The organism is Pseudomonas sp. EA_65y_Pfl2_P78 (assembly GCF_963970495.1).
GTDB lineage: Bacteria > Pseudomonadota > Gammaproteobacteria > Pseudomonadales > Pseudomonadaceae > Aquipseudomonas > Aquipseudomonas baetica_A.
In genome coordinates, this window is record NZ_CAXAON010000004.1 from 219,517 (window position 1) to 241,190 (window position 21,674).

25 protein-coding genes are annotated in these 21,674 nt (G+C 58.8%); 13 read left to right on the forward strand and 12 right to left on the reverse strand.

Annotated elements, in window-relative coordinates:
- Positions 1–26: 26 nt before the first annotated feature.
- The gene (oprI, locus tag AACY02_RS06090; RefSeq protein WP_002553018.1) at positions 27–278 is read right to left on the reverse strand and encodes an outer membrane lipoprotei OprI; all 252 of its coding nucleotides are present in this window, start codon (positions 276–278) and stop codon (positions 27–29) included.
- Positions 279–916: 638 nt separating this feature from the next.
- Between oprI and AACY02_RS06095 the strand changes: the two genes are divergently transcribed.
- A complete protein-coding gene (locus AACY02_RS06095) occupies positions 917–1,198 on the forward strand; it encodes a GNAT family N-acetyltransferase (RefSeq protein ID WP_003226804.1) in 282 nt (93 codons plus the stop codon).
- Positions 1,199–1,262: 64 nt separating this feature from the next.
- Here AACY02_RS06095 and AACY02_RS06100 read toward each other — a convergent pair whose 3' ends face one another.
- Both AACY02_RS06100 and AACY02_RS06105 read right to left on the reverse strand, forming a co-directional pair.
- Positions 1,263–2,339 carry a 3-deoxy-7-phosphoheptulonate synthase gene (locus tag AACY02_RS06100; RefSeq protein WP_339431183.1) on the reverse strand — a complete coding sequence of 359 codons (1,077 nt, stop codon included), beginning with the start codon at positions 2,337–2,339 and terminating at the stop codon, positions 1,263–1,265.
- Positions 2,340–2,481: 142 nt separating this feature from the next.
- Positions 2,482–2,925, reverse strand: coding sequence for a PilZ domain-containing protein (locus tag AACY02_RS06105; protein ID WP_339431184.1), 444 nt, complete (start codon positions 2,923–2,925; stop codon positions 2,482–2,484).
- On the opposite strand from AACY02_RS06105, the gene AACY02_RS06110 reads away from it, so the two are divergent.
- The 5 genes from AACY02_RS06110 (at position 2,924) to cysB (ending at position 6,886) form a co-directional block, all read left to right on the forward strand.
- Positions 2,924–3,310, forward strand: a complete 387-nt coding sequence (locus AACY02_RS06110) for a thioredoxin family protein (RefSeq protein WP_339431185.1) — start codon at positions 2,924–2,926, stop codon at positions 3,308–3,310. The two genes, AACY02_RS06105 and AACY02_RS06110, sit on opposite strands and share 2 nt — an antisense overlap.
- Positions 3,311–4,264, forward strand: a complete 954-nt coding sequence (locus AACY02_RS06115) for a putative 2-dehydropantoate 2-reductase (RefSeq protein WP_339431186.1) — start codon at positions 3,311–3,313, stop codon at positions 4,262–4,264.
- A 26-nt stretch (positions 4,265–4,290) separates the two neighbouring features.
- Positions 4,291–5,196, forward strand: coding sequence for a 5'-nucleotidase (locus AACY02_RS06120; protein WP_339431187.1), 906 nt, complete (start codon positions 4,291–4,293; stop codon positions 5,194–5,196).
- Between the two features lie 98 nt (positions 5,197–5,294).
- Entirely contained in the window at positions 5,295–5,798 is a 504-nt protein-coding gene (locus AACY02_RS06125) for a universal stress protein (protein ID WP_221729210.1), read from the forward strand.
- A 113-nt stretch (positions 5,799–5,911) separates the two neighbouring features.
- The gene (gene cysB / locus AACY02_RS06130; RefSeq protein ID WP_221729209.1) at positions 5,912–6,886 is read left to right on the forward strand and encodes an HTH-type transcriptional regulator CysB; all 975 of its coding nucleotides are present in this window, start codon (positions 5,912–5,914) and stop codon (positions 6,884–6,886) included.
- A gap of 9 nt (positions 6,887–6,895) precedes the next feature.
- Here the strand turns inward: cysB and AACY02_RS06135 are convergent, their stop codons facing one another.
- On the reverse strand, positions 6,896–7,378 hold the full coding sequence (locus AACY02_RS06135; protein WP_339431188.1) for a GreA/GreB family elongation factor: 483 nt from the start codon (positions 7,376–7,378) through the stop codon (positions 6,896–6,898).
- A 2-nt stretch (positions 7,379–7,380) separates the two neighbouring features.
- Positions 7,381–7,788, reverse strand: coding sequence for a hypothetical protein (locus AACY02_RS06140; RefSeq protein WP_339431189.1), 408 nt, complete (start codon positions 7,786–7,788; stop codon positions 7,381–7,383).
- A gap of 123 nt (positions 7,789–7,911) precedes the next feature.
- Here AACY02_RS06140 and earP point away from each other — a divergent pair, with 123 nt between their 5' ends.
- Positions 7,912–9,054, forward strand: coding sequence for an elongation factor P maturation arginine rhamnosyltransferase EarP (gene earP / locus AACY02_RS06145; RefSeq protein ID WP_339431190.1), 1,143 nt, complete (start codon positions 7,912–7,914; stop codon positions 9,052–9,054).
- Positions 9,055–9,102: 48 nt separating this feature from the next.
- Complete coding sequence (locus AACY02_RS06150) at positions 9,103–9,672, forward strand: elongation factor P (RefSeq protein ID WP_028619992.1); 570 nt, start codon at positions 9,103–9,105, stop codon at positions 9,670–9,672.
- 188 nt (positions 9,673–9,860) lie between these two features.
- Here the strand turns inward: AACY02_RS06150 and AACY02_RS06155 are convergent, their stop codons facing one another.
- The 3 genes from AACY02_RS06155 to AACY02_RS06165 all read right to left on the reverse strand — a co-directional run bounded on the left by AACY02_RS06155 (position 9,861) and on the right by AACY02_RS06165 (position 12,066).
- Positions 9,861–10,280, reverse strand: a complete 420-nt coding sequence (locus AACY02_RS06155) for an organic hydroperoxide resistance protein (protein WP_339431191.1) — start codon at positions 10,278–10,280, stop codon at positions 9,861–9,863.
- 301 nt (positions 10,281–10,581) lie between these two features.
- A complete protein-coding gene (locus AACY02_RS06160; protein ID WP_339431272.1) occupies positions 10,582–11,037 on the reverse strand; it encodes a MarR family winged helix-turn-helix transcriptional regulator in 456 nt (151 codons plus the stop codon).
- 72 nt (positions 11,038–11,109) lie between these two features.
- Entirely contained in the window at positions 11,110–12,066 is a 957-nt protein-coding gene (locus AACY02_RS06165; protein ID WP_339431192.1) for a LysR family transcriptional regulator, read from the reverse strand.
- Positions 12,067–12,176: 110 nt separating this feature from the next.
- Here AACY02_RS06165 and AACY02_RS06170 point away from each other — a divergent pair, with 110 nt between their 5' ends.
- A complete protein-coding gene (locus AACY02_RS06170) occupies positions 12,177–12,926 on the forward strand; it encodes a sulfite exporter TauE/SafE family protein (RefSeq protein WP_339431193.1) in 750 nt (249 codons plus the stop codon).
- Here AACY02_RS06170 and AACY02_RS06175 read toward each other — a convergent pair.
- Positions 12,916–13,770, reverse strand: a complete 855-nt coding sequence (locus AACY02_RS06175; protein WP_339431273.1) for a LysR substrate-binding domain-containing protein — start codon at positions 13,768–13,770, stop codon at positions 12,916–12,918. The two genes, AACY02_RS06170 and AACY02_RS06175, sit on opposite strands and share 11 nt — an antisense overlap.
- 97 nt (positions 13,771–13,867) lie before the next feature.
- Here AACY02_RS06175 and AACY02_RS06180 point away from each other — a divergent pair, with 97 nt between their 5' ends.
- Together AACY02_RS06180 and AACY02_RS06185 are read left to right on the forward strand one after the other, a co-directional pair.
- On the forward strand, positions 13,868–14,083 hold the full coding sequence (locus tag AACY02_RS06180; RefSeq protein ID WP_339431194.1) for a DUF1127 domain-containing protein: 216 nt from the start codon (positions 13,868–13,870) through the stop codon (positions 14,081–14,083).
- Positions 14,084–14,147: 64 nt separating this feature from the next.
- Positions 14,148–15,374, forward strand: a complete 1,227-nt coding sequence (locus tag AACY02_RS06185) for a winged helix-turn-helix domain-containing protein (RefSeq protein WP_339431195.1) — start codon at positions 14,148–14,150, stop codon at positions 15,372–15,374.
- 111 nt (positions 15,375–15,485) lie between these two features.
- Here the strand turns inward: AACY02_RS06185 and AACY02_RS06190 are convergent, their stop codons facing one another.
- The gene (locus AACY02_RS06190; RefSeq protein WP_339431196.1) at positions 15,486–16,832 is read right to left on the reverse strand and encodes a class II 3-deoxy-7-phosphoheptulonate synthase; all 1,347 of its coding nucleotides are present in this window, start codon (positions 16,830–16,832) and stop codon (positions 15,486–15,488) included.
- 151 nt (positions 16,833–16,983) lie between these two features.
- Here AACY02_RS06190 and AACY02_RS06195 point away from each other — a divergent pair, with 151 nt between their 5' ends.
- Positions 16,984–17,739, forward strand: coding sequence for a spermidine synthase (locus AACY02_RS06195; protein WP_339431197.1), 756 nt, complete (start codon positions 16,984–16,986; stop codon positions 17,737–17,739).
- Positions 17,740–17,848: 109 nt separating this feature from the next.
- Here the strand turns inward: AACY02_RS06195 and AACY02_RS06200 are convergent, their stop codons facing one another.
- Positions 17,849–18,640, reverse strand: a complete 792-nt coding sequence (locus AACY02_RS06200; RefSeq protein WP_339431198.1) for a crotonase/enoyl-CoA hydratase family protein — start codon at positions 18,638–18,640, stop codon at positions 17,849–17,851.
- Between the two features lie 422 nt (positions 18,641–19,062).
- Between AACY02_RS06200 and AACY02_RS06205 the strand changes: the two genes are divergently transcribed.
- Entirely contained in the window at positions 19,063–20,736 is a 1,674-nt protein-coding gene (locus AACY02_RS06205; protein ID WP_008088238.1) for a DEAD/DEAH box helicase, read from the forward strand.
- A 116-nt stretch (positions 20,737–20,852) separates the two neighbouring features.
- On the opposite strand, the gene AACY02_RS06210 is transcribed toward AACY02_RS06205, so the two are convergent.
- A complete protein-coding gene (locus AACY02_RS06210; RefSeq protein WP_339431199.1) occupies positions 20,853–21,620 on the reverse strand; it encodes a DODA-type extradiol aromatic ring-opening family dioxygenase in 768 nt (255 codons plus the stop codon).
- Between the last annotated feature and the right edge of the window lie 54 nt (positions 21,621–21,674).

Sequence of the window (21,674 nt, forward strand, 5' to 3'; positions counted from 1 at the left end):
GGCTTGATAATAATCCCGAAGGACTATTACTTGCGGCTAGCCTTGTCGAGCATGCGCAGAGCGCGCTCGTTAGCTTCGTCAGCAGTCTGTTGTGCTTTTTGAGCAGCAGCCAGAGCTTCATCAGCTTTACGGTAAGCTTCGTCTGCACGAGCCTGGGAGCGAGCAGCTGCGTCTTCAGTAGCGGTCAGACGTGCTTCGGTTTCTTTCGATACGCTGCTGCAACCGGTAGCCAGAACTGCGGCCAGAGCCAGAGCAGAGAATTTCAGAACGTTGTTCATCGTGTTCCCCTTCAAGGACTTTCAATTAAGTGGCTGTCTCCTCGGATTGAGGAAATAGCCGGCGTACATACTACCCATTACTTGTAGTAAGTAAACTGACGTAGCGCAAGAAGCAAAAAAAATTGTAGGCGCTGATTCTTTTTCGAGCAACTTTTAACTGCCCTGTATAAAAAACATCCAGCTACAGGCCCCGCGCTGAGCGAGTCAATGAGAAAAAGTTCCCGTTGTCATGTGCTGTTTTTGCAGAGTTGTCTAAAGTCTTTCTAGATGAATTCGTCCATACTTTTGTTCCGATTCTGCGTGCTGCTTCGCTTATCTTTGTTCATGTTGAGGTGACTTTATAAAAGGCGGCACGTCTTAAGTCTCAACATCCGGCAATGTTCAGGTGAGCGGCCCGGGAGATATCGTCTCCAGGCCATCCCTGCGTCCATCGGAGCAGCCCCCCCGTCAAGCCGCTTGATGACGAGCGTACCTTGAGCATTTTTGCCAATGGTGCCTACTATTTACAGGTGCTCGATTGCGTGGGATCGGTGTGGCTCTTCTCGTTGTCCATCAGGCACGGGGTGGCGTAGATGTTCCTTCGCCGGAAAAACATCGGTAAGGTAGGGGTCAAAATTCAAGACCCGCGAGGAGTAGTGATGAGCGAGGCGTTGTCCATCCACCATGACCAGGCTGGTCATCAGTTCGAGACCAATGTGGACGGTCATCGTGCCTACCTGACCTACATGGATCTGGGTAAACAGACCCTGGATATCTATCGCACGTTTGTGCCCAACGCCCTGCGTGGCCGTGGCATTGCCGCAGCGCTGACAGAAAGCGCGTTGCAATACGCCGAGGAAATGGGCTACACGGTCATCCCCTCGTGCTCCTACGTCGAGCGCTACATGGAGCGTCATCAGCGCCGCGCTGCGAAAATCTGAACAGCACACACAAAAACGCCGGGCAATGAATGCCCGGCGTTTTTTTATGCCTGTAAAACGCGGATCAACTGCGCTCGCGTTTGGGCAACACATCCTTGAGCTTGGCGTGCATGCTGCGCAGGGTACTCTCGGTGGCGGACCAGTCGATGCAGGCATCGGTGATCGACACGCCGTATTGCAGGTCGGCGAGGTCTTTTGGAATCGCCTGGCAGCCCCAATTCAGATGACTCTCGACCATCAGACCGATAATCGACTGGTTGCCTTCGAGGATCTGGTTGGCCACGTTCTCCATCACCAGCGGTTGCAGGGCCGGATCCTTGTTGGAGTTGGCGTGGCTGCAATCGACCATGATGTTCGGCTTGATCTTGGCCTTGTTCAGCGCCTGCTCGCACAGGGCGACGCTGACCGAATCGTAGTTCGGCTTGCCGTTGCCGCCGCGCAATACCACATGACCGTAGGCGTTGCCTTTGGTGGTGACGATCGATACGCCACCTTCCTGATTGATCCCGAGGAAACGATGCGGGCTGGACACCGACTGCAGGGCGTTGATCGCTACCGTCAGGCCGCCGTCTGTGCCGTTCTTGAAGCCGACGGCCGAAGACAGGCCCGAAGCCATTTCACGGTGCGTCTGGGATTCGGTGGTGCGCGCGCCGATAGCCGACCAACTGATCAGGTCCTGCAGATATTGCGGGGAGATCGGGTCGAGGGCTTCGGTGGCAGTCGGCAGGCCTTTCTCGGCCAGATCCAGCAGCAATTGACGACCGATGTGCAGACCGTCCTGGATCTTGAACGAGTCGTCCAGATACGGATCGTTGATCAGGCCTTTCCAGCCGACGGTGGTGCGCGGTTTTTCGAAATACACGCGCATGACCAGGTACAAGGTGTCGCAGACTTCCTCGGCCAGCACCTTCAGGCGTTCGGCGTATTCGTGGGCAGCCTTGATGTCGTGGATCGAGCACGGACCGATCACTACGAACAGGCGGTGGTCGGTGCCATCAAGAATGTTGCGAATGACTTCGCGACCCTTGGTGACGGTGCGCAGGGCCGCGTCGCTCAGAGGGATATCACGCTTGAGCTGATCAGGAGTGATCAGGGTCTCGTTAGAGGCGACGTTTAGGTCGTTGATCGGTAAATCAGCCATCGTTTACTCGTCAGGTCACGGGTGCCGGCCGCCAGCGATCCCCGCGCGGCGGAACACAGCAGATTTAAGCGCGTCGGGGAGCTGAACCTTAGCGCGTTAGACGCCTGCTCGACAATGGGCACGTCACTGTTTAAAACAGAGCCTAATCCAGCAATGGCTGCGCGAAAGCCTTGCGAACGCTGTCGTGGGAGAACTCGTCGGCATGTTGCTCGACCCAGTGCAGGGCCAACGCCTGAATATCCTGCAGGGCATCGTGAGCATCGTTTATTCGGCAATAGCGTTCGATCTGACACACTTGCTCACCCATTCGCGCACTGAACAGCGCCTGTTCATCGGTGAAGGCGATGCCCACCAGATACCCCTTTTTACGCCGCAGACACCACGCCACATAGCCCGGATAACAGATATCGGCATTGAGCGTCGGCATGCGGATTTGCAGCGCCGTGCCATGGCGCCAGGCGCGGTGATAATTGCAAGCGATCCCGCCGAGGCTGATAGTGTGCAGCTGTTGTCTGGAAATACACTCAGGCTTGAGCAAGGTTAATTCAACCGGCACTTCGTCCGGATGAGGAATGAAACGTCCCATGAGCACAGACTCCCTGTGTCGGCCATTTGACATTGTTTCCCCCAGTATAGTGGTCGAATCGCAGCTGACCGATTTCGACGCTGACCAGCGGCTGTTGGCGATGAACGGCGTTTCGCTGGTGATTTTTACCAGCGTCGGTTGCGCCAGTTGCCGGTATGCCCGTGAGGTCTTGCCCGGTTTGGATCTGACGGTGGATCGCTTGTGCTGGATCGACGCCGGCGAAAACGGTGGCCTGGTGGCGCGGTATCAGGTCTTTCATTTGCCGGCGTTGTTTGTCGTGCGTGACGGCGAGTTCTTTGGGGCATTGCACACGCGCCTGACGGTCGATGCGCTCAACGAGGCATTGGCGCAGGCCTTGGTTCGAATAGCAGAGGAGTTGCCATAAATGGGGACAATCAGCAAACCGGTGGTGGGGATTATCGGCACCGGCGCAATAGGTGGTTTCTACGGTTTGATGTTGGCGCGCGCTGGGTTCGATGTGCATTTTCTGTTGCGCAGCGAGTTCTCGTCGGTCGCCGAACGGGGCTTGCACGTTAACAGTGCGGTGCATGGCCCGCTGACGTTGAGCCCTGTGCAGGCTTATTCTTCGGCCCAGGACATGCCGCCGTGTGACTGGTTGTTGGTCGGCGCCAAGACCACCAGCAATGTGGGTCTTGCCCCCTCGATCATTCAAGCCTCGAAGCCCGGCGCGAAAGTGCTGCTATTGCAGAATGGTCTGGACGTCGAGGACAGCCTGCGTGAACAGTTGCCCGATTCGCTGCACCTGCTCGGAGGTCTGTGCCTTATCTGTGTACACCGCGAAGGGCCTGGGCAAATAACCCATCAAGCTTTGGGTGCTGTGAATGTCGGTTACCACAGCGGCCCGGCCATCGATGATGCCGGACGCATGGCGATTGTCGAAGAGGGCTGCACTTTGTTCCGCGCCGCGGGTATCGACTCGCAGGCGATGCCCGATCTGCAGCAGGCACGCTGGCAGAAACTGGTCTGGAATATCCCCTACAACGGTCTTTCGGTGTTGCTCGGCGCGAGTACCACGCCGCTGATGGCCGACGCCGACAGCCGCGCGTTGATCCAGGCGTTGATGACCGAAGTGGTGCAGGGGGCCAAGGCCTGTGGGCACGACATGCCGCCCGGTTACGCCGAGTACCTGTTCATGATGACCGAGAAAATGCCGGACTACTGGCCGAGCATGCACCACGACTTTTTGCACAAGCGTGCGCTGGAACTCGAGGCGATTTATGCCCGGCCACTGTCGGCCGCGAAAGCGATGGGCTGCGAGCTGCCACGTATCGAAGCGTTGTATCGCACGTTGGGTTTTATCGACCGCCGCAACGTTTAAGTTTTTTTGTGAAAGGGCGGGTAGGCATGGCCAAGAACATCGATGACAAACTGGTGCTGGCGATTTCATCGCGCGCCTTGTTCGACCTGAGCGAAAGCCACAAGGTCTACCTGTCGAGCGGCGTTGAAGCCTATCGGCAATATCAGATCGAGCACGAAGACGAGATTCTCGCACCCGGTGATGCCTTCCCGTTGGTGGAAAAACTCCTGAGTCTTAACAGTCGCCTCGGTCGTGCTCGGGTCGAGGTGATTCTGGTGTCACGCAACAGCGCCGATACCGGCCTGCGAGTGTTCAACTCGATTCACCATTACGGTCTGGCGATTTCCCGTGCGGCGTTTGTCGGCGGGCGCAGTCCTTATCCGTATCTGAAAGCGTTCGGCTGCGATCTGTTTCTCTCCACCCATGCCGAGGATGTGCGTGCGGCACTGGATGCCGGTTTCGCCGCCGCGACGATTCTATCCGGGGGCGCCAGCCGTGCGGCCAGCGATGAGTTGCGCATCGCCTTCGACGGTGACGCGGTGATCTTTTCCGACGAGTCTGAACGCGTCTATCAGTCCGGCGGGCTGGAGGCGTTTCAAGCCAAGGAACGTGAGTCGGCCCGCGAGCCTTTGCGCGGAGGGCCGTTCAAGGGCTTTCTCGCCGCGCTCAATTTGCTGCAGCGCGAGTTCCCTGACGACGACTGCCCGATCCGCACGGCGTTGGTGACGGCGCGTTCGGCGCCGGCGCATGAACGGGTGATTCGCACGTTGCGCGAGTGGGATATCCGCCTCGACGAATCGCTGTTCCTCGGCGGCCTGACCAAGTCGGCGTTTCTTGAGGCCTTTGCTGCCGATGTGTTCTTTGATGATCAGACCGGCCATTGCGAACTGGCCCGCGAAGTCGTCGCTACTGGCCACGTGCCTCATGGCATCAGCAACGAACCGTCGATCTAAAGCCCCGGTGCTTCAAGAAGTTGCGTCACACGTCGTACTCGCCAAGGCACTGCTAAGCTGAATCAAATCTGCGCCATGTTGGCTTGCGAGGGGGTCATATGATTCGTTCGATGCTGTATGCCACTGACCTCGGTCTGTACGCACCGTTAGTGATGCAGCACGCCTTGGCTTTGGCGCGAACGTTCGATGCCGACCTGTACGTCGTGCATGCGGTGGAGCCGATGGGGTTGTTTGCCGAATCGGTGTTGCAGAGTTATCTCGACGAGCAGGCGTTGAACGAATTCCACAGCCAGGGTTTGAAAACAGTCATCGCCAATATCGAGCAGCGGGTACTGGAAAGTTTTCGCGAAGAACTGGGGGACGAGGGCGAGCTGGATCTGCAGCGCATTCGAGCGGTGCGCGTGCTGCAGGGCGATCCGTCGCAGGTGATTCTTGATCAGGTACAGAAACTCTCTGTCGATTTGCTGATCGTAGGAAGTCACAGCCACGGGGTGGGCGCGGAAACGCCGTTGGGGCGCACGGCCGCTCGAGTCCTGCAATTGGCCAAGGTGCCGGTGTATCTGGTGCCACTGGTGGAGCGTCGGCGGCGGGAGGATCGCTAAAGCAGGAATAATGGCGCTTTGATAAAAAAGTTCTAGATTTATTATTCTAACCATTAATATAGTTATATATCGTCGCTGATGCCCGTGGCGTCTACCTGCTTTGAGGGATACATATGAAGCTTCAACAATTGCGCTACATCTGGGAAGTGGCGCACCACGACCTCAACGTTTCCGCTACAGCCCAAAGCCTCTACACCTCGCAACCGGGCATCAGTAAACAAATCCGTCTGCTGGAAGACGAACTCGGCGTCGAAGTGTTTGCCCGCAGCGGCAAGCACCTGACCCGCGTGACGCCGGCCGGCGAGCGCATCATCACCACCGCTGGTGAGATTCTGCGCAAAGTCGAAAGCATCAAGCAGATCGCCCAGGAATTCTCCAACGAGAAGAAAGGCACCCTGTCGATCGCCACGACTCACACCCAGGCGCGTTATGCACTACCGCCGGTGATCAGCAATTTCATCAAGCAATACCCGGACGTGGCGCTGCACATGCACCAGGGTTCGCCGATGCAGATCGCCGAAATGGCTGCTGACGGCACCGTCGACTTCGCTATTGCCACCGAAGCGCTGGAGTTGTTCGGCGATCTGGTGATGATGCCGTGCTACCGCTGGAACCGCTGCGTGGTGGTGCCGCAGGGCCACCCGCTGACCAAGCTGCCGAAGCTGACCCTCGAAGCGCTGGCTGAATACCCGATCGTGACTTATGTGTTCGGTTTTACGGGACGTTCGAAACTCGACGAAGCCTTCAGCCATCGTGGCCTGTCGCCGAAAGTGGTATTCACCGCCGCCGACGCCGACGTGATCAAAACCTACGTGCGCCTGGGGCTGGGCGTAGGCATCGTGGCGAAGATGGCGGTCGACACCAAACTCGACAACGACTTGGTGGTGCTCGATGCCAGCGAGCTGTTCGAATCGAGCGTGACCAAGATCGGTTTCCGTCGTGGTACTTTCCTGCGCGGGTTCATGTGCGACTTCATCGAGAAGTTCGCGCCACACCTGACCCGCGAAGTGATGGCCAAAGCTATCCAGTGTCACAACAAGCAGGAACTGGAAGATCTGTTCGACGGCGTCGAACTGCCCGTTCACTAAGCGCCCGCCTCAGAGCACCTCGGTGACAGTGAACTGTTGCCGGGTGCCCGCCACCAGAATCTCGACCTCATCACCTTCCAGCTTGCCTAGCAGGCTCTTGCCCAGTGGCGAGCGTGGGGTTATGACAGTAATTGGCTGACCCACCACATCGACTTTCAGGCCCGCCGCATCCGGGGCCAGAAACAGCCACTGCTCGCGCCCCTTTTCATCTTCCAGGCCGAGCAGGGCGCCCACTTCTATACCTCGGTTTTCGTCGTGCGCGCGCAGCGTCAGGTTCTGGCACAGCGCCAGTGACTGGCGAATTTCCTCGATCCGTTTCGCTTGCCCTGCCGCCAGATACGATGCCTCAAGCCCGAGGGTGTCGTACTTGTTTTCGGCGATGTTTTCTTCGTGGGTGGCGGTTTCGTAAGCGGTTTGCGCAGCGCGTTCGGCGATGTCGAGGTCGATGCGCAGTTTGTCGAGAATCAATTGGTGGACAGTGTGCTTGTTCATGATCAATCGCAGAATTGTAAAACGTTGGCGCGGCTTTTTTCGCTTGGCGCGGTCTGGTCCTGTTGCAGCCAGAACTGGCATTTCGGGTTTGACTGGTTGCGGCCGCTGCTGCGTGCCTGATCAAGGCGATTTTGCTGCTCGTTCTTGCGCAGGTTTTCTTCGTACTGCTCGAACAGCGGACTCTGCGGTGCAATGTCCGGTTGTGTCCGGACGGCTGGCGGGTTGGCCAATTGCTGTACAGCCTGGGCGACCGGCGCCAGTTGTTCGTTGAACAGAACGCGTGAAGCCAGCCAGCACGTCAGCGCAATGGCAAGAAAACCCAGCCATATGCCCAGGGCAATGCTGCCGGTCAAATGCAGCGCGCTCAGTTGAACCGGCAAGGGGCGACGCGGGTTAGGACGGTAGGGCATGGCTGCCTCCTGGCGGATGGGTGCGGGCAAATGGTGATTGTCGCACGAAGATTAATCGCCGTCGGCTCTTCTGCATGAGGTCATTTATGCGGACAATCGGTGTTTTGCCAACGGGAGTCTTGAATGCCGGAACCGAAAACCCGCTGGGATATTTTTTGCACCGTGGTCGATAACTACGGCGACATTGGCGTGACCTGGCGCCTGGCCCGGCAACTGGTGGCCGAGCATTCGCTGACAGTGCGGTTGTGGGTCGATGACTTGCGCGCATTCGAACGCATTTGTCCGCCAATCGATATCAACGCCGCGCAACAATGGCAGCAAGGTGTGGAGGTTCGACACTGGCCAGGCGAATGGCCAGAGACGGACGCCGCTGACGTGGTGATCGCCGCGTTCGCCTGCCAACTGCCGAGTGATTACATGAGCGCCATGGCCGAGCGGGAAAAACCGCCGTTGTGGATGAATCTCGACTATCTCAGCGCCGAAGACTGGGTCGTGGGTTGCCACGGCCTGCCATCGGTGAAGTATAAGTCGGTGCAGAAGATATTCTTCTTTCCGGGATTCCGTCCAGGAACGGGCGGATTGTTGCGTGAGCGAGGTTTGCTCGAACAGCGTCGGCAGTTTCAGCAAGATCCCCAGGTGCAGCGAAAATTCCTGCACGGTCTTGGGATCGACCGCGTGCCTGAAGCCCAACTGATTTCGCTGTTTGCCTATGAGAACGCTGGTTTGGCCAGTTGGCTCGATGTGCTGGCAACCGATGCAAAGCCAACCCATCTGCTGGTGCCTGAAGGTCGGATACTCGGCGACGTCGCGCGATGGCTTGGGATAGAAAATCTCGACGTCGGGGCGATTCATGTTCGTCAATCGCTGACGGTGCAGGTGCTGCCGTTCGTCCGCCAGGATCAATACGATCATCTGCTCTGGTGCTGCGATTTCAACGCGGTGCGCGGGGAAGACTCGTTCGTGCGGGCGCAATGGGCGGGGCGGCCGATGCTCTGGCACATTTATCAGCAGGACGAAGACATCCATCTGGACAAGCTCGATGCCTTCCTCGCGCTCTACACAAAAGGCCTGTCACCGGCCGCTGCCGAGGCGATGAGCGGTCTCTGGCGAGCCTGGAGCGCCGGTCAGCCGATCGGCGAACACTGGCTCGCGGCCCGTCATCATTGGCCAGAACTGCAGAAAAATGCCGAAGCGTGGTGTCTGGAACAAGGCTTGCAGGCCGATCTTGCCGCGGCGCTGGTACAGTTTTACCTAAATTGGATATGATACGCGGCCTAGATTTTTGTAAATCCCATCCAAATTCGGATATTCGCAATGAAAACTGGTAAAGAACTGAAACCCGGTACCGTGATCCGTCTCGAAAACGATCCTTGGCTGGTTCAGAAAGCTGAATTCACCAAGTCGGGCCGTAACAGCGCGATCATGAAGACCAAGCTGAAAAACCTGCTGACCGGTTACAAGACCGAGATCGTTTACAGCGCCGACGACAAACTGGACGACGTAATCCTCGACCGCAAAGAAGCGACCCTGTCCTTCATCAGCGGCGACACCTACACGTTCATGGACACCACTGACTACACCATGTACGAGCTGAACGCTGAAGACATCGAAGCCGTTCTGCCTTTCGTTGAAGAAGGCATGACCGATGTTTGCGAAGCGATCTTCTTCGAAGAGCGTCTGGTTTCCGTAGAGTTGCCGACCACCATCGTGCGCGTAGTTGACTACACCGAAGGTTCGGCTCGTGGCGACACTTCCGGCAAAGTCATGAAGCCAGCCAAGCTGAGCAACGGTACCGAGCTGCAAGTTGCCGACTTCATCGAAATCGGTGACAAGATCGAGATCGACACCCGCGAAGGCGGTTCCTACAAAGGCCGTGCCAAATAAGCACTGCTTTTTGCGGAAAGAAAAAACCCGACCATTGAGTCGGGTTTTTTTGTGCCTGCGATTTGTGCTGTTGCTCATCCTCTGTGGGAGCGGGCTTGCTCGCGAATACGTTGTTGCATCCAGTGAAGGGTTGACTGACAGGACGCCTTCGCGAACGAGCCCGCTCCCACAGGTTTTTTGCGTTTATCTCAAACGGTGGTGTGCAAACGTACATCAACATTGCCACGGGTGGCGTTGGAGTACGGGCAGACTTGGTGCGCCGCTTCGACCAGGCTTTGCGCGTCGGCCTGATCAAGGCCCGGCAGGCTGATGTGCAAATCGATGTCCAGACCGAAACCGCCTGGGATCTGGCCGATGCCGACGTGGGCGGTGATCGAAGCGTCGTCCGGGATTTTGCGTTTGGTCTGGCTTGCGACGAATTTCAGCGCGCCGATGAAGCAGGCCGAGTAACCGGCGGCGAACAGTTGCTCAGGGTTGGTCGCTGCGCCACCGGCACCGCCGAGTTCTTTCGGGGTTGCGAGTTTGACGTCGAGGATGTTGTCGCTGGAGATTGCGCGACCATCACGGCCACCGGTGGAAGTTGCGATTGCAGTGTAGAGAGTTTGCATGGTGTGAGCCTCGTTCAGTGTCGTTTTTTGCGCTAACTGTTTGCGCGCTAAGTAAGTGCGAGATGAATGTAGCTCGCAAATATTTTGTGCGCAAGATAATTTTTTCAAAAAATGTCGGCCCTGATGTGTGAACAGTCCACTAATCATCAAAAGTGCATGATCTGAAAGGAATTTTTGAGTTGGCGCAGAAACATTGTGGAAGCGGGATTGCTCGCGAAGGCGTGGTGTCTGTCAACGAACAGGAATTTGACACCCCGCTTTCGCACGCAAGCCCGCTCCCTCATGGGGGGAGGTAATGGATTCAGGTGAGGCTGTCGTGCAGATGGCTGCGAAGTGCCTGCAACTCAGCTTGCAGATTCTGCAGGCGCTCCAGGGTGAAACCGCTGGCGCCTAGAATGCATTGCGGAACTGTTCTGGCTTGTTCCTTCAGTGCCCGGCCCTGTGCGGTCAATTCGACAATCACCACGCGTTCGTCTTCACGGCTGCGGGTGCGGCTGAGCAAGCCTTCGCCTTCCAGGCGTTTGAGCAATGGCGTCAACGAACCCGGATCCGTCAGCAGTCGTGTGCTGATTTCTCCGACAGTCAGACCGTCCTTCTCCCACAGCACCATCATCGCCAGATACTGCGGATAGGTCAGGCCCAGCGCTTGCAGCATCGGTTTGTAGACCTTGGTCATCATCAGTGAGGTCGAGTGCAGGGCGAAGCACGCCTGATTGTCCAGCAGCAGGTCTTCGCAGGTGTCGCGTTCGGATGTCATGTCAAAGCCTTGATCGGTGATGGTCATGAATCTAGCGTCCGAATGTTTAATGCGCCAGATAATTCTCCAGTTCTAGTGGCGGCCCAGATCACGCAGGAGTGCCAGATCCCACGGCGGTACGGGGCTGAATCGGGTCTTGAGGTATTCCAGCAACAAATGACTGCGCGAATGGGTTTGCCGTTCCATGCGCAACGCGTAGATGCCCGCGGATTCCGGCGCAGGCAGGCCGTGCTCGCAGAACAGCGGCAGCAACTCGCCGCGCAACAGGTACTCGCTGGCGAGCCAGGTTGGCAGGTGCGCAATCCCCAGCCCGGCCAAGGCGCCACACACCAGTGCCTCGGCGTTGTTGGCGCTCATGCGAATGCGTGCGGGACGATGCAGTTGCATCTTCCCGTCTGCCTCGAAACGCCAGGCAAAGGGCGGGGCGAGACCTTCCCAGTCCAGACCGTCGTGTTCACTCAATTGCGCGGGATGGTCTGGCACGCTTCGGCGTTTGAGATAGTCAGGGCTGGCGCAGGCAATGCGCACTATGCTTGCCAGCGGAGTGGCCACCAGCCGTGTGTCGGCCAGTTGTCCGGCCCGCAGCACCAGATCCACTTTGCCCAGGTTCGAACCGCTCATATCGACGAAGCTGTCGATCAGGTGCAACTGCACATCCAGCCCGGGATACAGAACGAGGAAGTCAGCAATGACTGGTGCCAAGTGTCGCCGCCCGAACGCGGCCGGGGCGTCGATGCGAATCAAGCCTTCCGGCGCACTGCTCAGGGAAACGGCTTCGGCGCGGGCCAGTTGCAGTTCGGCGACGATCCGTCGCGCCCGTTCGGCAAAGGCCAGGCCTGCGGGGGTGGCGCGCACGGCGTGTGTGCTGCGGATGAACAACTGGCTGCCGACCGCGCTTTCAAGGCTGTCGATGCGTCGAGCGACTGCCGAAGGCGTCAGTGGATGAAGGCGTGAAGCGGCGGAAAAACTGCTGCTTTCCAGCACATCGAGAAACAGCCCGAGTTGATCGGTCAATTGATTGGGGTTCATGTCGGTTCAACGCTTTTGCGAAATCGGCATAGCCATTGTGCGTTGCTGTGCGTTTCCCTGCCAGCCGCGACTGCGTAGGATGAATCGCCTGACGTAAGAGGAATTTGGCTGTGATGGACTTCTTGTTGTACCTGCTGTTCGGCGCGGCCCTCGGCACACTCGGTGGCATCTTCGGCATCGGTGGCGGCCTGATTGCCATTCCTTTGCTGGGCGTGTGGTTCGGGCTCGACCAGCAGATTGCCCAAGGCACCGCGCTGGTGATGGTGGTGCCGAACGTGATGCTGGCGCTGTGGCGTTACCATCAGCGCAATCGCATCGAACTGCGGCATGCGTTGCCGCTGGCCGTCATGGGCTTCTGTTTTGCCTGGATCGGCTCGATCTGGGCGGTGGGCATCGATGCACAGACGATGCGCATCGGTTTTGTCGCCTTTCTGGTCGTTTTGTCCGTCTATAACCTGGTGCGCATACTAGGCGCGCGGCCAGCGACGACACCCCGGATGCGTTATTCCTGGCCATGGCTGGGTGTACTTGGTGCGGCGTCCGGAACCATGGGCGGGTTGTTTGGTGTCGGCGGAGCCGTGGTGGCGACGCCGGTGCTGACCAGCGTGTTCGGAGCCACTCAGGTGGTTGCTCAAGGCCTGTCGCTGGCGCTGGCGTTGCCGAGCACTGGCGTCACCCTGGTCACCTACGCGGTGCATCACGAAGTTGACTGGATGATCGGCCTGCCACTGGCCATCGGCGGTCTGGCGAGCATCAGTTGGGGTGTGAAAGTTGCCCACGCGATGCCGGAAAAAATTCTGCGTGGGCTGTTCTGCGGCTTCCTGGTGCTGTGTGCGGTGATGCTCGCGATTAAAGTTTGAAGCCGTCGACGATGTGTTCGGCCAGGCACTCGGTAATCGGGGAAGGTTTGTTCAGGTTGCGGATCAGCATGATGCTCGCCTCGGGCAGCAGCGGCAGGTTTTCGTCGGCGCCGAGAATACGCATATCCGGGGTGATCAGGCTTTCCAGTTGGGCGGTGATCGCCAGACCAGCGCTCACCACCGCCATCAGCGCCGACAGGCTGGTGCTGTTGTAGGCGATGCGGTAATCGCGGCCCATTGCGTCCAGCGCATTGCATGCCCACAAGCGACAGAAACAATCACTGTTGAACATCGCCAAAGGCAACGGCGTCTGTTCGTGGGCGCTGAAGTTTTGCGCCTCGGCCCAGACGAAGCGCTCCTTGCGCAGCAGTTGACCAATCTCGTTGCCCGGCTCGCGGGTCACGATCGACAGGTCCAGGTCGGTGCGCTGCAATAGCTGTCTGGTCGATTCGCAATGCACTTCGATCTGGATCAGCGGATAGAACTGCGCAAACCGCGACAGGATTCCCGGCAGAAAGCGCATCACGTAATCATCCGGCGTACCGATGCGCACGGTGCCGACCATGTGCGGCTCGCGCAAGGTGTTGAACACTTCGCTATGCAGTTTGAGGATGCGCCGCGCGTAACCGAGCAGAACCTGACCCTCTGCAGTCAGTCGCACCTGACGGCCATCACGCTCGAACAGTTGGCGCTGCAACACGTCTTCTTCCAGCCGCTTCATTTGCATGCTCACCGCTGATTGCGTGCGGTTGACCATCTCGCCAGCGCGGGTGAAACCGCCCTGATCGGCAATCGCGACAAAGGTGCGCAGGACATCGGTATCGATACTGGGGTAGGCCGACAATTGATGAATCTCCGTGATGAATGCCATCAGAAACATTCGTTGGATTGATCTTAGCGCCAGCGCGAGACTGGGGCCATCCACAACGGAGGGCAATACGATGAAAGGTCAAAAAGTCTATGTAAGCGATGAAAGAGTTCCTGTTCATCTCATCTCGGATCTGCTGCACAAGTTTAGTCGCTGGTACGAGCTTCACCGCGAACGCGAGTTGCTCGCCAGTCTGAGTGACGAAGCGCTGAAAGACATCGGCGTCAGTCGCGCCGACGTCGAACATGAGTCGGTGCGGCCATTCTGGGACGATCCGATGCACAAATGATCAGGGCATTACTACACAAACCACTTTCAGGTGAGGTAGGTTGCGAGCAGACAAGGAGATGCTCATGCCCGCGACACTGTCCTTTTCCCTTAAACAGGCTCGACGTCTGGCGCTGGCTGCCCAAGGGTTCAACGGGCGCCAGCCGCCGACCGTCAAGGCATCGCACCTTAACCGGCTGATCGAACGGCTGGGCCTTTTGCAGATCGACTCTGTCAATGCCGTGGTGCGCTCGCACTATCTGCCGCTGTTCTCCCGTCTCGGTTCCTATTCTTCTGACTTGCTCGACCAAGCGGCCTGGACTTCGGGACGGCGTCGCACGTTGTTCGAATATTGGGGGCATGAGGCATCGTTGCTGCCGCTGTCGATGTATCCGTTATTGGCGTGGCGGATGCAGCGCGCCAAACGTGGCGAAGGCATCTATCAGCAGTTGGCGAAGTTCGGTCGCGAGCAGCAGGGCACGATTCGTCGGGTGTTGGCGTCTGTTGAAGCACAGGGTGCTTTGGGGGCCGGCAGTCTGTCGACCCGCGAAGACAAGGCTGGGCCTTGGTGGGACTGGAGTGCGGAGAAGCATGCGCTGGAATGGTTGTTCGCCGCTGGCGAAGTGACAGTGGCGGGGCGGCGCGGATTTGAGCGTTTGTATGATTTGCCCGAGCGGGTAATGCCGGCGTCGATCCTGCAGCAGACCCTGCCTGATGAGGCCCAGGCGCAGCGCGGATTATTGCTGCATGCCGCTGAAGCACTGGGCGTCGGCACGGAAAAAGATCTGCGTGACTACTTTCGTTTGAATCCGGCGGATGCCCGTCCGCGTCTTGCCGAACTGGTTGAGGCCGGACAGTTGCTCACCTGTGAAGTGGCCGGTTGGCGGCCAATCGCCTATTGCCTGCCGGAGCCGAAAGTCCCGCGCAAGGTAGCGGCCAGCGCGCTGTTATCACCGTTCGATTCGTTGATCTGGGAGCGTAGTCGCACCGAGCGTCTGTTCGATTTCCGCTATCGACTGGAGATCTACACGCCTCAGGACAAACGGGTTTACGGGTACTACGTGTTGCCGTTTCTACACAACGAACGGATTGCTGCGCGGGTCGATCTGCGTTCCGAGCGGGCATCGGGGCGATTGGCGGTGCAGGCGGTACACGAGGAGGCGGCGGGGCTGGATGACGAGGGGATGCTGGCGCTGGCGGTGAACTTACGGCGGATGGCGCATTGGCTGGGGTTGGAGAGGGTGCAGCTTAATTGTCAGCGCGAGAGTGCAGGGCGGTTGCGGGTGGCATTGGCGCAAATTGATGTTGATTGATTGGGCCTTTTCGCGAGCAAGCCCACACTGGATTGGTGTTGTTCACTAAACCAGTGTGGGAGCGGGCTTGCTCGCGAATGCGACCTGTCAGACGCTAGATGCCTGACTGATTCAACGGCGAACCTGCTTCAGCGTCTCAGCAATCAAAAACGCCAGTTCCAGCGACTGATCGGCATTCATCCGCGGGTCACAGTGCGTGTGATAACGATCCGACAAGCCATCTTCAGTGATCGGCCGCGCCCCGCCAATGCACTCGGTGACATTCTGCCCGGTCATCTCGATATGAATCCCGCCGGCATAAGTGCCTTCGGCTCCGTGTACCTGGAAGAACTGTTTCACCTCGCCGAGGATCTGCGCAAAATCACGGGTCTTGTAGCCGCTGCTGGCCTTGATCGTGTTGCCGTGCATCGGGTCGCAACTCCATAGCACCTGCTTGCCTTCGCGCTGAACCGCACGGATCAGTGCTGGCAGGTGATCGCCAACCTTGTTCGCGCCCATTCGCGCGATCAGGTTCAGGCGACCCGGATCGTTGTCCGGGTTGAGCACGTCGATCAGGCGGATCAAATCGTCGGGGTCCATGCTCGGGCCGACTTTCACCCCGATCGGGTTGTTCACGCCGCGCAGGAATTCGACGTGAGCGCCGTCGAGCTGACGGGTGCGGTCGCCGATCCACAGCATGTGCGCCGAGCAATCGTAGTAATCGTTGGTCAGGCTGTCACGACGCACGAAGGCTTCTTCGTAGTTCAGCAGCAATGCTTCATGGGCGGTGAAGAAACTGGTTTCGCGCAATTGCGGCGAGCTGTCCATGCCGCAAGCGCGCATGAAGGCCAGGGTTTCATCGATGCGGCCAGCGAGGTGGCTGTACTTCTCGGCCAGCGCCGAGTTGGCGATGAAATCGAGATTCCATTTGTGCACTTGATGCAGGTCGGCAAAACCGCCCTGGGCGAAGGCGCGCAACAGGTTCAGGGTCGCGGTGGACTGGTGATAAGACTGCAGCAGGCGTTCCGGGTCCGGCACACGGCTTTTTTCGTCAAAACCGATGCCGTTGACGATGTCGCCACGGTAGGCCGGCAGGGTCACGCCGCTGATGGTTTCGTCGTTGGCTGAGCGCGGCTTGGCAAACTGGCCGGCCATGCGCCCGACCTTGACCACCGGGCAGCCCGCGGCGAAGGTCATGACGATGGCCATTTGCAGCAACACTTTAAACGTGTCGCGAATTTTCGCCGCGGAAAATTCGGCAAAGCTTTCGGCGCAGTCACCGCCCTGCAGCAGGAACGCCCGCCCCTGAGTCACTTCGGCAAACTGACGACGCAGTTCGCGTGCTTCGCCGGCAAACACCAGTGGCGGATAGCTGGCCAGCGTCTGCTCGACCTGGCGCAAGTGCGCGGCGTCGGGGTATTGGGGTTGTTGCTGGATCGGCAGGGCACGCCAGCTTTCAGGGCTCCAGGGTTGGTTCATCACGGTCTCTAAGGTTCTACGCACGGAAGGCCATGGTATCAGCAAATTAGTGCGTGACCTGTTCCTGCCCCTTCGCCGACAATCGCCTCTTTGCCACGGCGCCAAAGCGGTGCCATCGCGTCACCGCGCTCGGTGACCATCAGGAGACGAAATGACTGAGGAGCGCGTCGAGCATCTGCTCGCCGAAGTACAGGATGAGTTCGGCGTGATTCGCGTGCTGGAAGTGGCGGATTACCGCTTTCTCGAATTCGGCGATGCAATCGAGCAGAGCTGTGTGTTCACCGCTGATCCGAGCTGGCTGGAATACGACTACACCCGGGCGATGCTGATTGGCGCGTTGTGCCATGAGCGCCCGGAGAGTGCGCTGTTCCTCGGACTGGGCGCCGGTACGCTGACTCAGGCCTGCCTCAGGTTCCTGCCTCTGGAGGATGTCGAAGCGATTGAGCTGCGTCCCGATGTGCCGCGTCTGGCCGTTGAATACCTTGGGCTGGATGATGATCCGCGTCTGTACATTCGCGTTGGCGATGCGCTCGAGTTGCTGCCAACCGCCGAGCCGGCGGATCTGATTTTTGTCGACCTCTATACCGATGTCGGGCCGGGCGTCGGGCACCTTGCCTGGCGTTTCCTGGGTGACTGTCAGAAGCGTCTGAATCCGGGCGGCTGGCTGGTGATCAATCAGTGGGCCACCGATGACGGCAAGCCGCTGGGTGCGGCGTTGTTGCGCGGGCTCTATCACCGGCATTACTGGGAGTTGCCGGTGAAGGAGGGCAATGTAATTCTGATTGTCCCGGCGGATCTCGATCAGGCACTGGACATGCAGGCGCTGACGGCCCGGGCCGAAGCACTGGCGCCGCAGTTGGGGTATTCGTTGCAGTCGTTGATCAAAGCCATTCGTCCGGCGACTTGAGTCTTCAGTGCTGACCCCTTCGCGAGCCAGCCCGCTCCCACACTTGAAATGCATTCCAAATGTGTGAGCGGGCTGGCTCGCGAAGAGGGCCTGAAGAGCACCACATTTCTCAGATCCCTTTGAAGATGCCCGGGCGCCGTTCAACCAGCGACTTGATACCTTCCTTGGCATCCTCACTACTCAGCAACTTTTTCACCAGCGTCGGCAACCCCTGCGCCGCCGCCGTCTCACCTTCATAGCGCGCCTGTCGCGCCGATTGCAACGTCGCCTGTACCCCCAACGGCGCCTGTCGGGCAATCCGCTCAGCCAGTTCAATCGCCCGTGGCAGCAGATCTTCGCTGGCCATCACTTCCTGCACCAACCCCAGCCTTAATGCGTCGTGGGCATCAAACTCATCCCCGGTCAGCAACCAGCGCATCGCATTGCCCCAGCCGGCCACCTGATGAAAACGTAAAGTCGCGCCACCAAAAGGAAAGATCCCACGCTGAACTTCCATTTGCGCGAAGCGGGTATTGCTCGCACACAGGTTGATATCCGCTGCCAGCATCAACTCGATACCAATGGTCAGGCAGTAGCCCTGCGCTGCAACAATCACCGGTTTGCTCACCCGTGGCCCGACGAAAACGCCCCAGGGATCGCAACCGCCGGTCGGAACCTGCCAGCCTTGCGCAAGGGCGGCGCTGGCATTGACCAGATCCAGACCGGCGGTAAAGTGTTCGCCATGCCCGAACACCACCGCTACCCGCGCCTCGCTATCCGCCTCGAACTCGCCGTAGGCCAGGCTCAGCTCATTGAGCAGGTCGAGGTCGAACGCATTGCGCTTGGCCGCTCGGTCGAGGCCGATCAGGTGGACATGACCACGACGTTCTCGGCTGACGCGGCCGGGGCAGGGCTGGTTCATGGCTAAATCCTCAGGCAGGAAGGGCGGGGCAGCGACGGTATGCCGCACATCGGTGAATCGTTTTAGCGTCATCACCCGTAGGGCCGGGCCTTTGAAAAATAGACCTTGGCGCGATTATCCGCAAAACCCCATTACACAGCGGTGACGCACGGATTCAGGCGATAAAAAAAGCTCCCTTTTTGGGCAAAATCCGGTATAGTGCGCGCCGGCCTTTAACCGGGCCGCGTTTAGGTAGCGCAATTTCCCGAAGTCAGCTTCGGCTGCACGTCCGCATTGCGGGCTCTTCCCGGACGATTCTTTTTCTCATTCATTCGTTTTCGCAAATCCCCGCCGACAAAGCTGCCAGGGCGACTCTTGAGTCTCAACACGGCATGCGCAGCTTTGGAGCATGGGTCTTTGCGGATGCACTTAGAGGCAGACCCATGACCCAGGAAACCGGCGGATTCGCCGCTTTTAATCTTAATCCGAATATTCTTGCAGCCGTCGCAGCGACCGGCTACGAAGAGCCTTCGGCGATTCAGCAGCAATCGATCCCGATCATCATGGCCGGCCAGGACATGATTGGCCAGGCGCAAACCGGTACCGGTAAAACCGCCGCGTTCGCACTGCCTATTCTGCACCGCATCGATCCTGCCAAGCGCGAACCGCAAGCCCTGATCCTGGCGCCAACCCGAGAGTTGGCGCTGCAAGTAGCAACCGCTTTTGAAACCTACGCCAAGCAAATGCCAGGCGTCACCGTTGTCGCCGTTTACGGCGGCGCGCCGATGGGCCCGCAACTGAAAGCAATCCGTAACGGCGCACAGATCGTTGTCGCCACTCCGGGCCGTCTGTGCGACCACCTGCGTCGCGACGAGAAAGTGCTGTCGACCGTGAACCACCTGGTTCTCGACGAAGCTGACGAAATGTTGAAACTGGGCTTCATGGATGACCTGGAAGTCATCTTCAAGGCTCTGCCAGCGACCCGTCAGACCGTTTTGTTCTCGGCTACCCTGCCGCAGTCGATCCGCGCCATTGCCGAACGCCACCTGCGCGATCCGCAACACGTCAAGATCCAGACCAAGACCCAAACCGTTACCGCGATCGAACAGGCTCACCTGTTGGTTCACGCTGACCAGAAGACTTCGGCCGTTCTCAGCTTGCTGGAAGTGGAAGATTTCGACGCTCTGATCATGTTCGTGCGCACCAAGCAAGCGACCCTGGATCTGGCCAGTGCCCTCGACGCCAAAGGCTACAAAGCCGCTGCGCTGAACGGTGACATCGCCCAGAACCAGCGTGAGCGCGTTATCGACTCGCTCAAGGATGGCCGTCTGGACATCGTTGTTGCGACCGACGTTGCTGCTCGTGGTCTGGACGTTCCGCGCATCACTCACGTTTTCAACGTGGACATGCCGTACGATCCAGAGTCCTACGTTCACCGTATCGGCCGTACGGGTCGTGCCGGTCGCGAAGGTCGCGCACTGCTGCTGGTGACTCCGCGTGAGCGTCGCATGCTGCAAGTGATCGAGCGTGTAACCGGTCAGAAAGTGGCTGAAGTACGTCTGCCGGACGCTCAGGCTGTTCTCGATGCGCGCATCAAGAAGCTGACCAACAGCCTCTCGCCGCTGGTGGCTGATGCCGAGTCGACTCACGGTGAACTGCTGGATCGTCTGACTGCCGATATCGGCTGCACGCCGCGTGCTCTGGCTGCTGCTCTGCTGCGCAAGGCCACCAATGGCCAAGCGCTGAACCTGGCTGCAATCGAGAAGGAGCGTCCACTGGTGCCGAACAATGCACCGCGTGGCGACCGTCCTGAGCGCACCGGTGATCGTCCAGATCGTGGTGACCGCGAGCGTCGCGCGCCAATGCCTTTGGGCGAAGGCCGTGCTCGTTGCCGTACCGCGCTGGGTGCGCGTGACGGTATCGCTGCGAAGAACCTGCTGGGCGCTATCCTCAATGAAGGTGGTCTGGCCCGTGAAGCGATCGGTCGCATCCAGGTGCGTGACAGCTTCAGCCTCGTCGAGCTGCCGGAAGATGGTCTGGACAAACTCCTGACCAAACTGAAGGACACTCGCGTTGCCGGTAAGCAGCTGAAACTGCGTCGCTATCGCGAAGATTGATCCGCTCCTGGCTGATTGATCGAACATAAAAAATCCCCGACTGGTTCGGGGATTTTTTTTGCCTGTTTTCTGGATTCACATCAATCCATGTGGGAGCGAGCGTTCTCGCGAAAGCGTCAGCCGAAACGATATATATCCATCCCCAACGCCCCCATCGTGAACCCCTTGTGCGCCACACTGAACTCGCCTCCGGCACCTCGCGCAAAATACAGCGGCAGCAAATGCTCATCACTCGGATGGCTTCGCACCGCGTTGGGCGCCTGCTGACGGTAGTCGTGCAGCGCAGCCTCATCGTTGGCTGCAAGTCTGTCGATCATCCAGTCACGGAAGGCCTTGGCCCATGGCTCGACACTTTCCGCACCGGCATGCCAGTCCAGCTCACGCAGGTTGTGAGTGATGCTGCCAGAGCCGATCAGCAGAATCCCTTGTTCGCGCAGGCTTGCCAGCGCACGGCCGACGCGTGTTTGCAGTGCCGGACCGCCGCGACTCGGTAACGAAACTTGCACCACTGGAATATTTGCCTCGGGATACATCAGGGACAGCGGCACCCAGACGCCGTGATCGAACGGGCGCTGTGGATCGAGGCGCACGGGTAGGCCTTTAATGGTCAGCAGATCGGCGACCTCGGCAGCCAGTTGCGGATTGCCCAGCGCCGGGTACTGCACTTCAAACAGGGCGCGCGGGAAACCGCCGAAGTCATGCAATGTCTCGGGTTGCGGATGGCTGCTGACCAGCAATTCGTGACTCTCCCAGTGTGCGGAGACAATCATGATGGCTTCGGGCCTGGGCAATTCGGCGGCCAGTCGTGCGAGGGCTGGGCCGCTGGCGCCGGGCTCCAGCGCGAGCATGGGCGATCCATGGGAGATAAACAGGCTGGGAAGCATGGACGGGTTCCTGAGCGGTAAGATGGGCCATCTTCAGTCAGTTCATTGATCTAA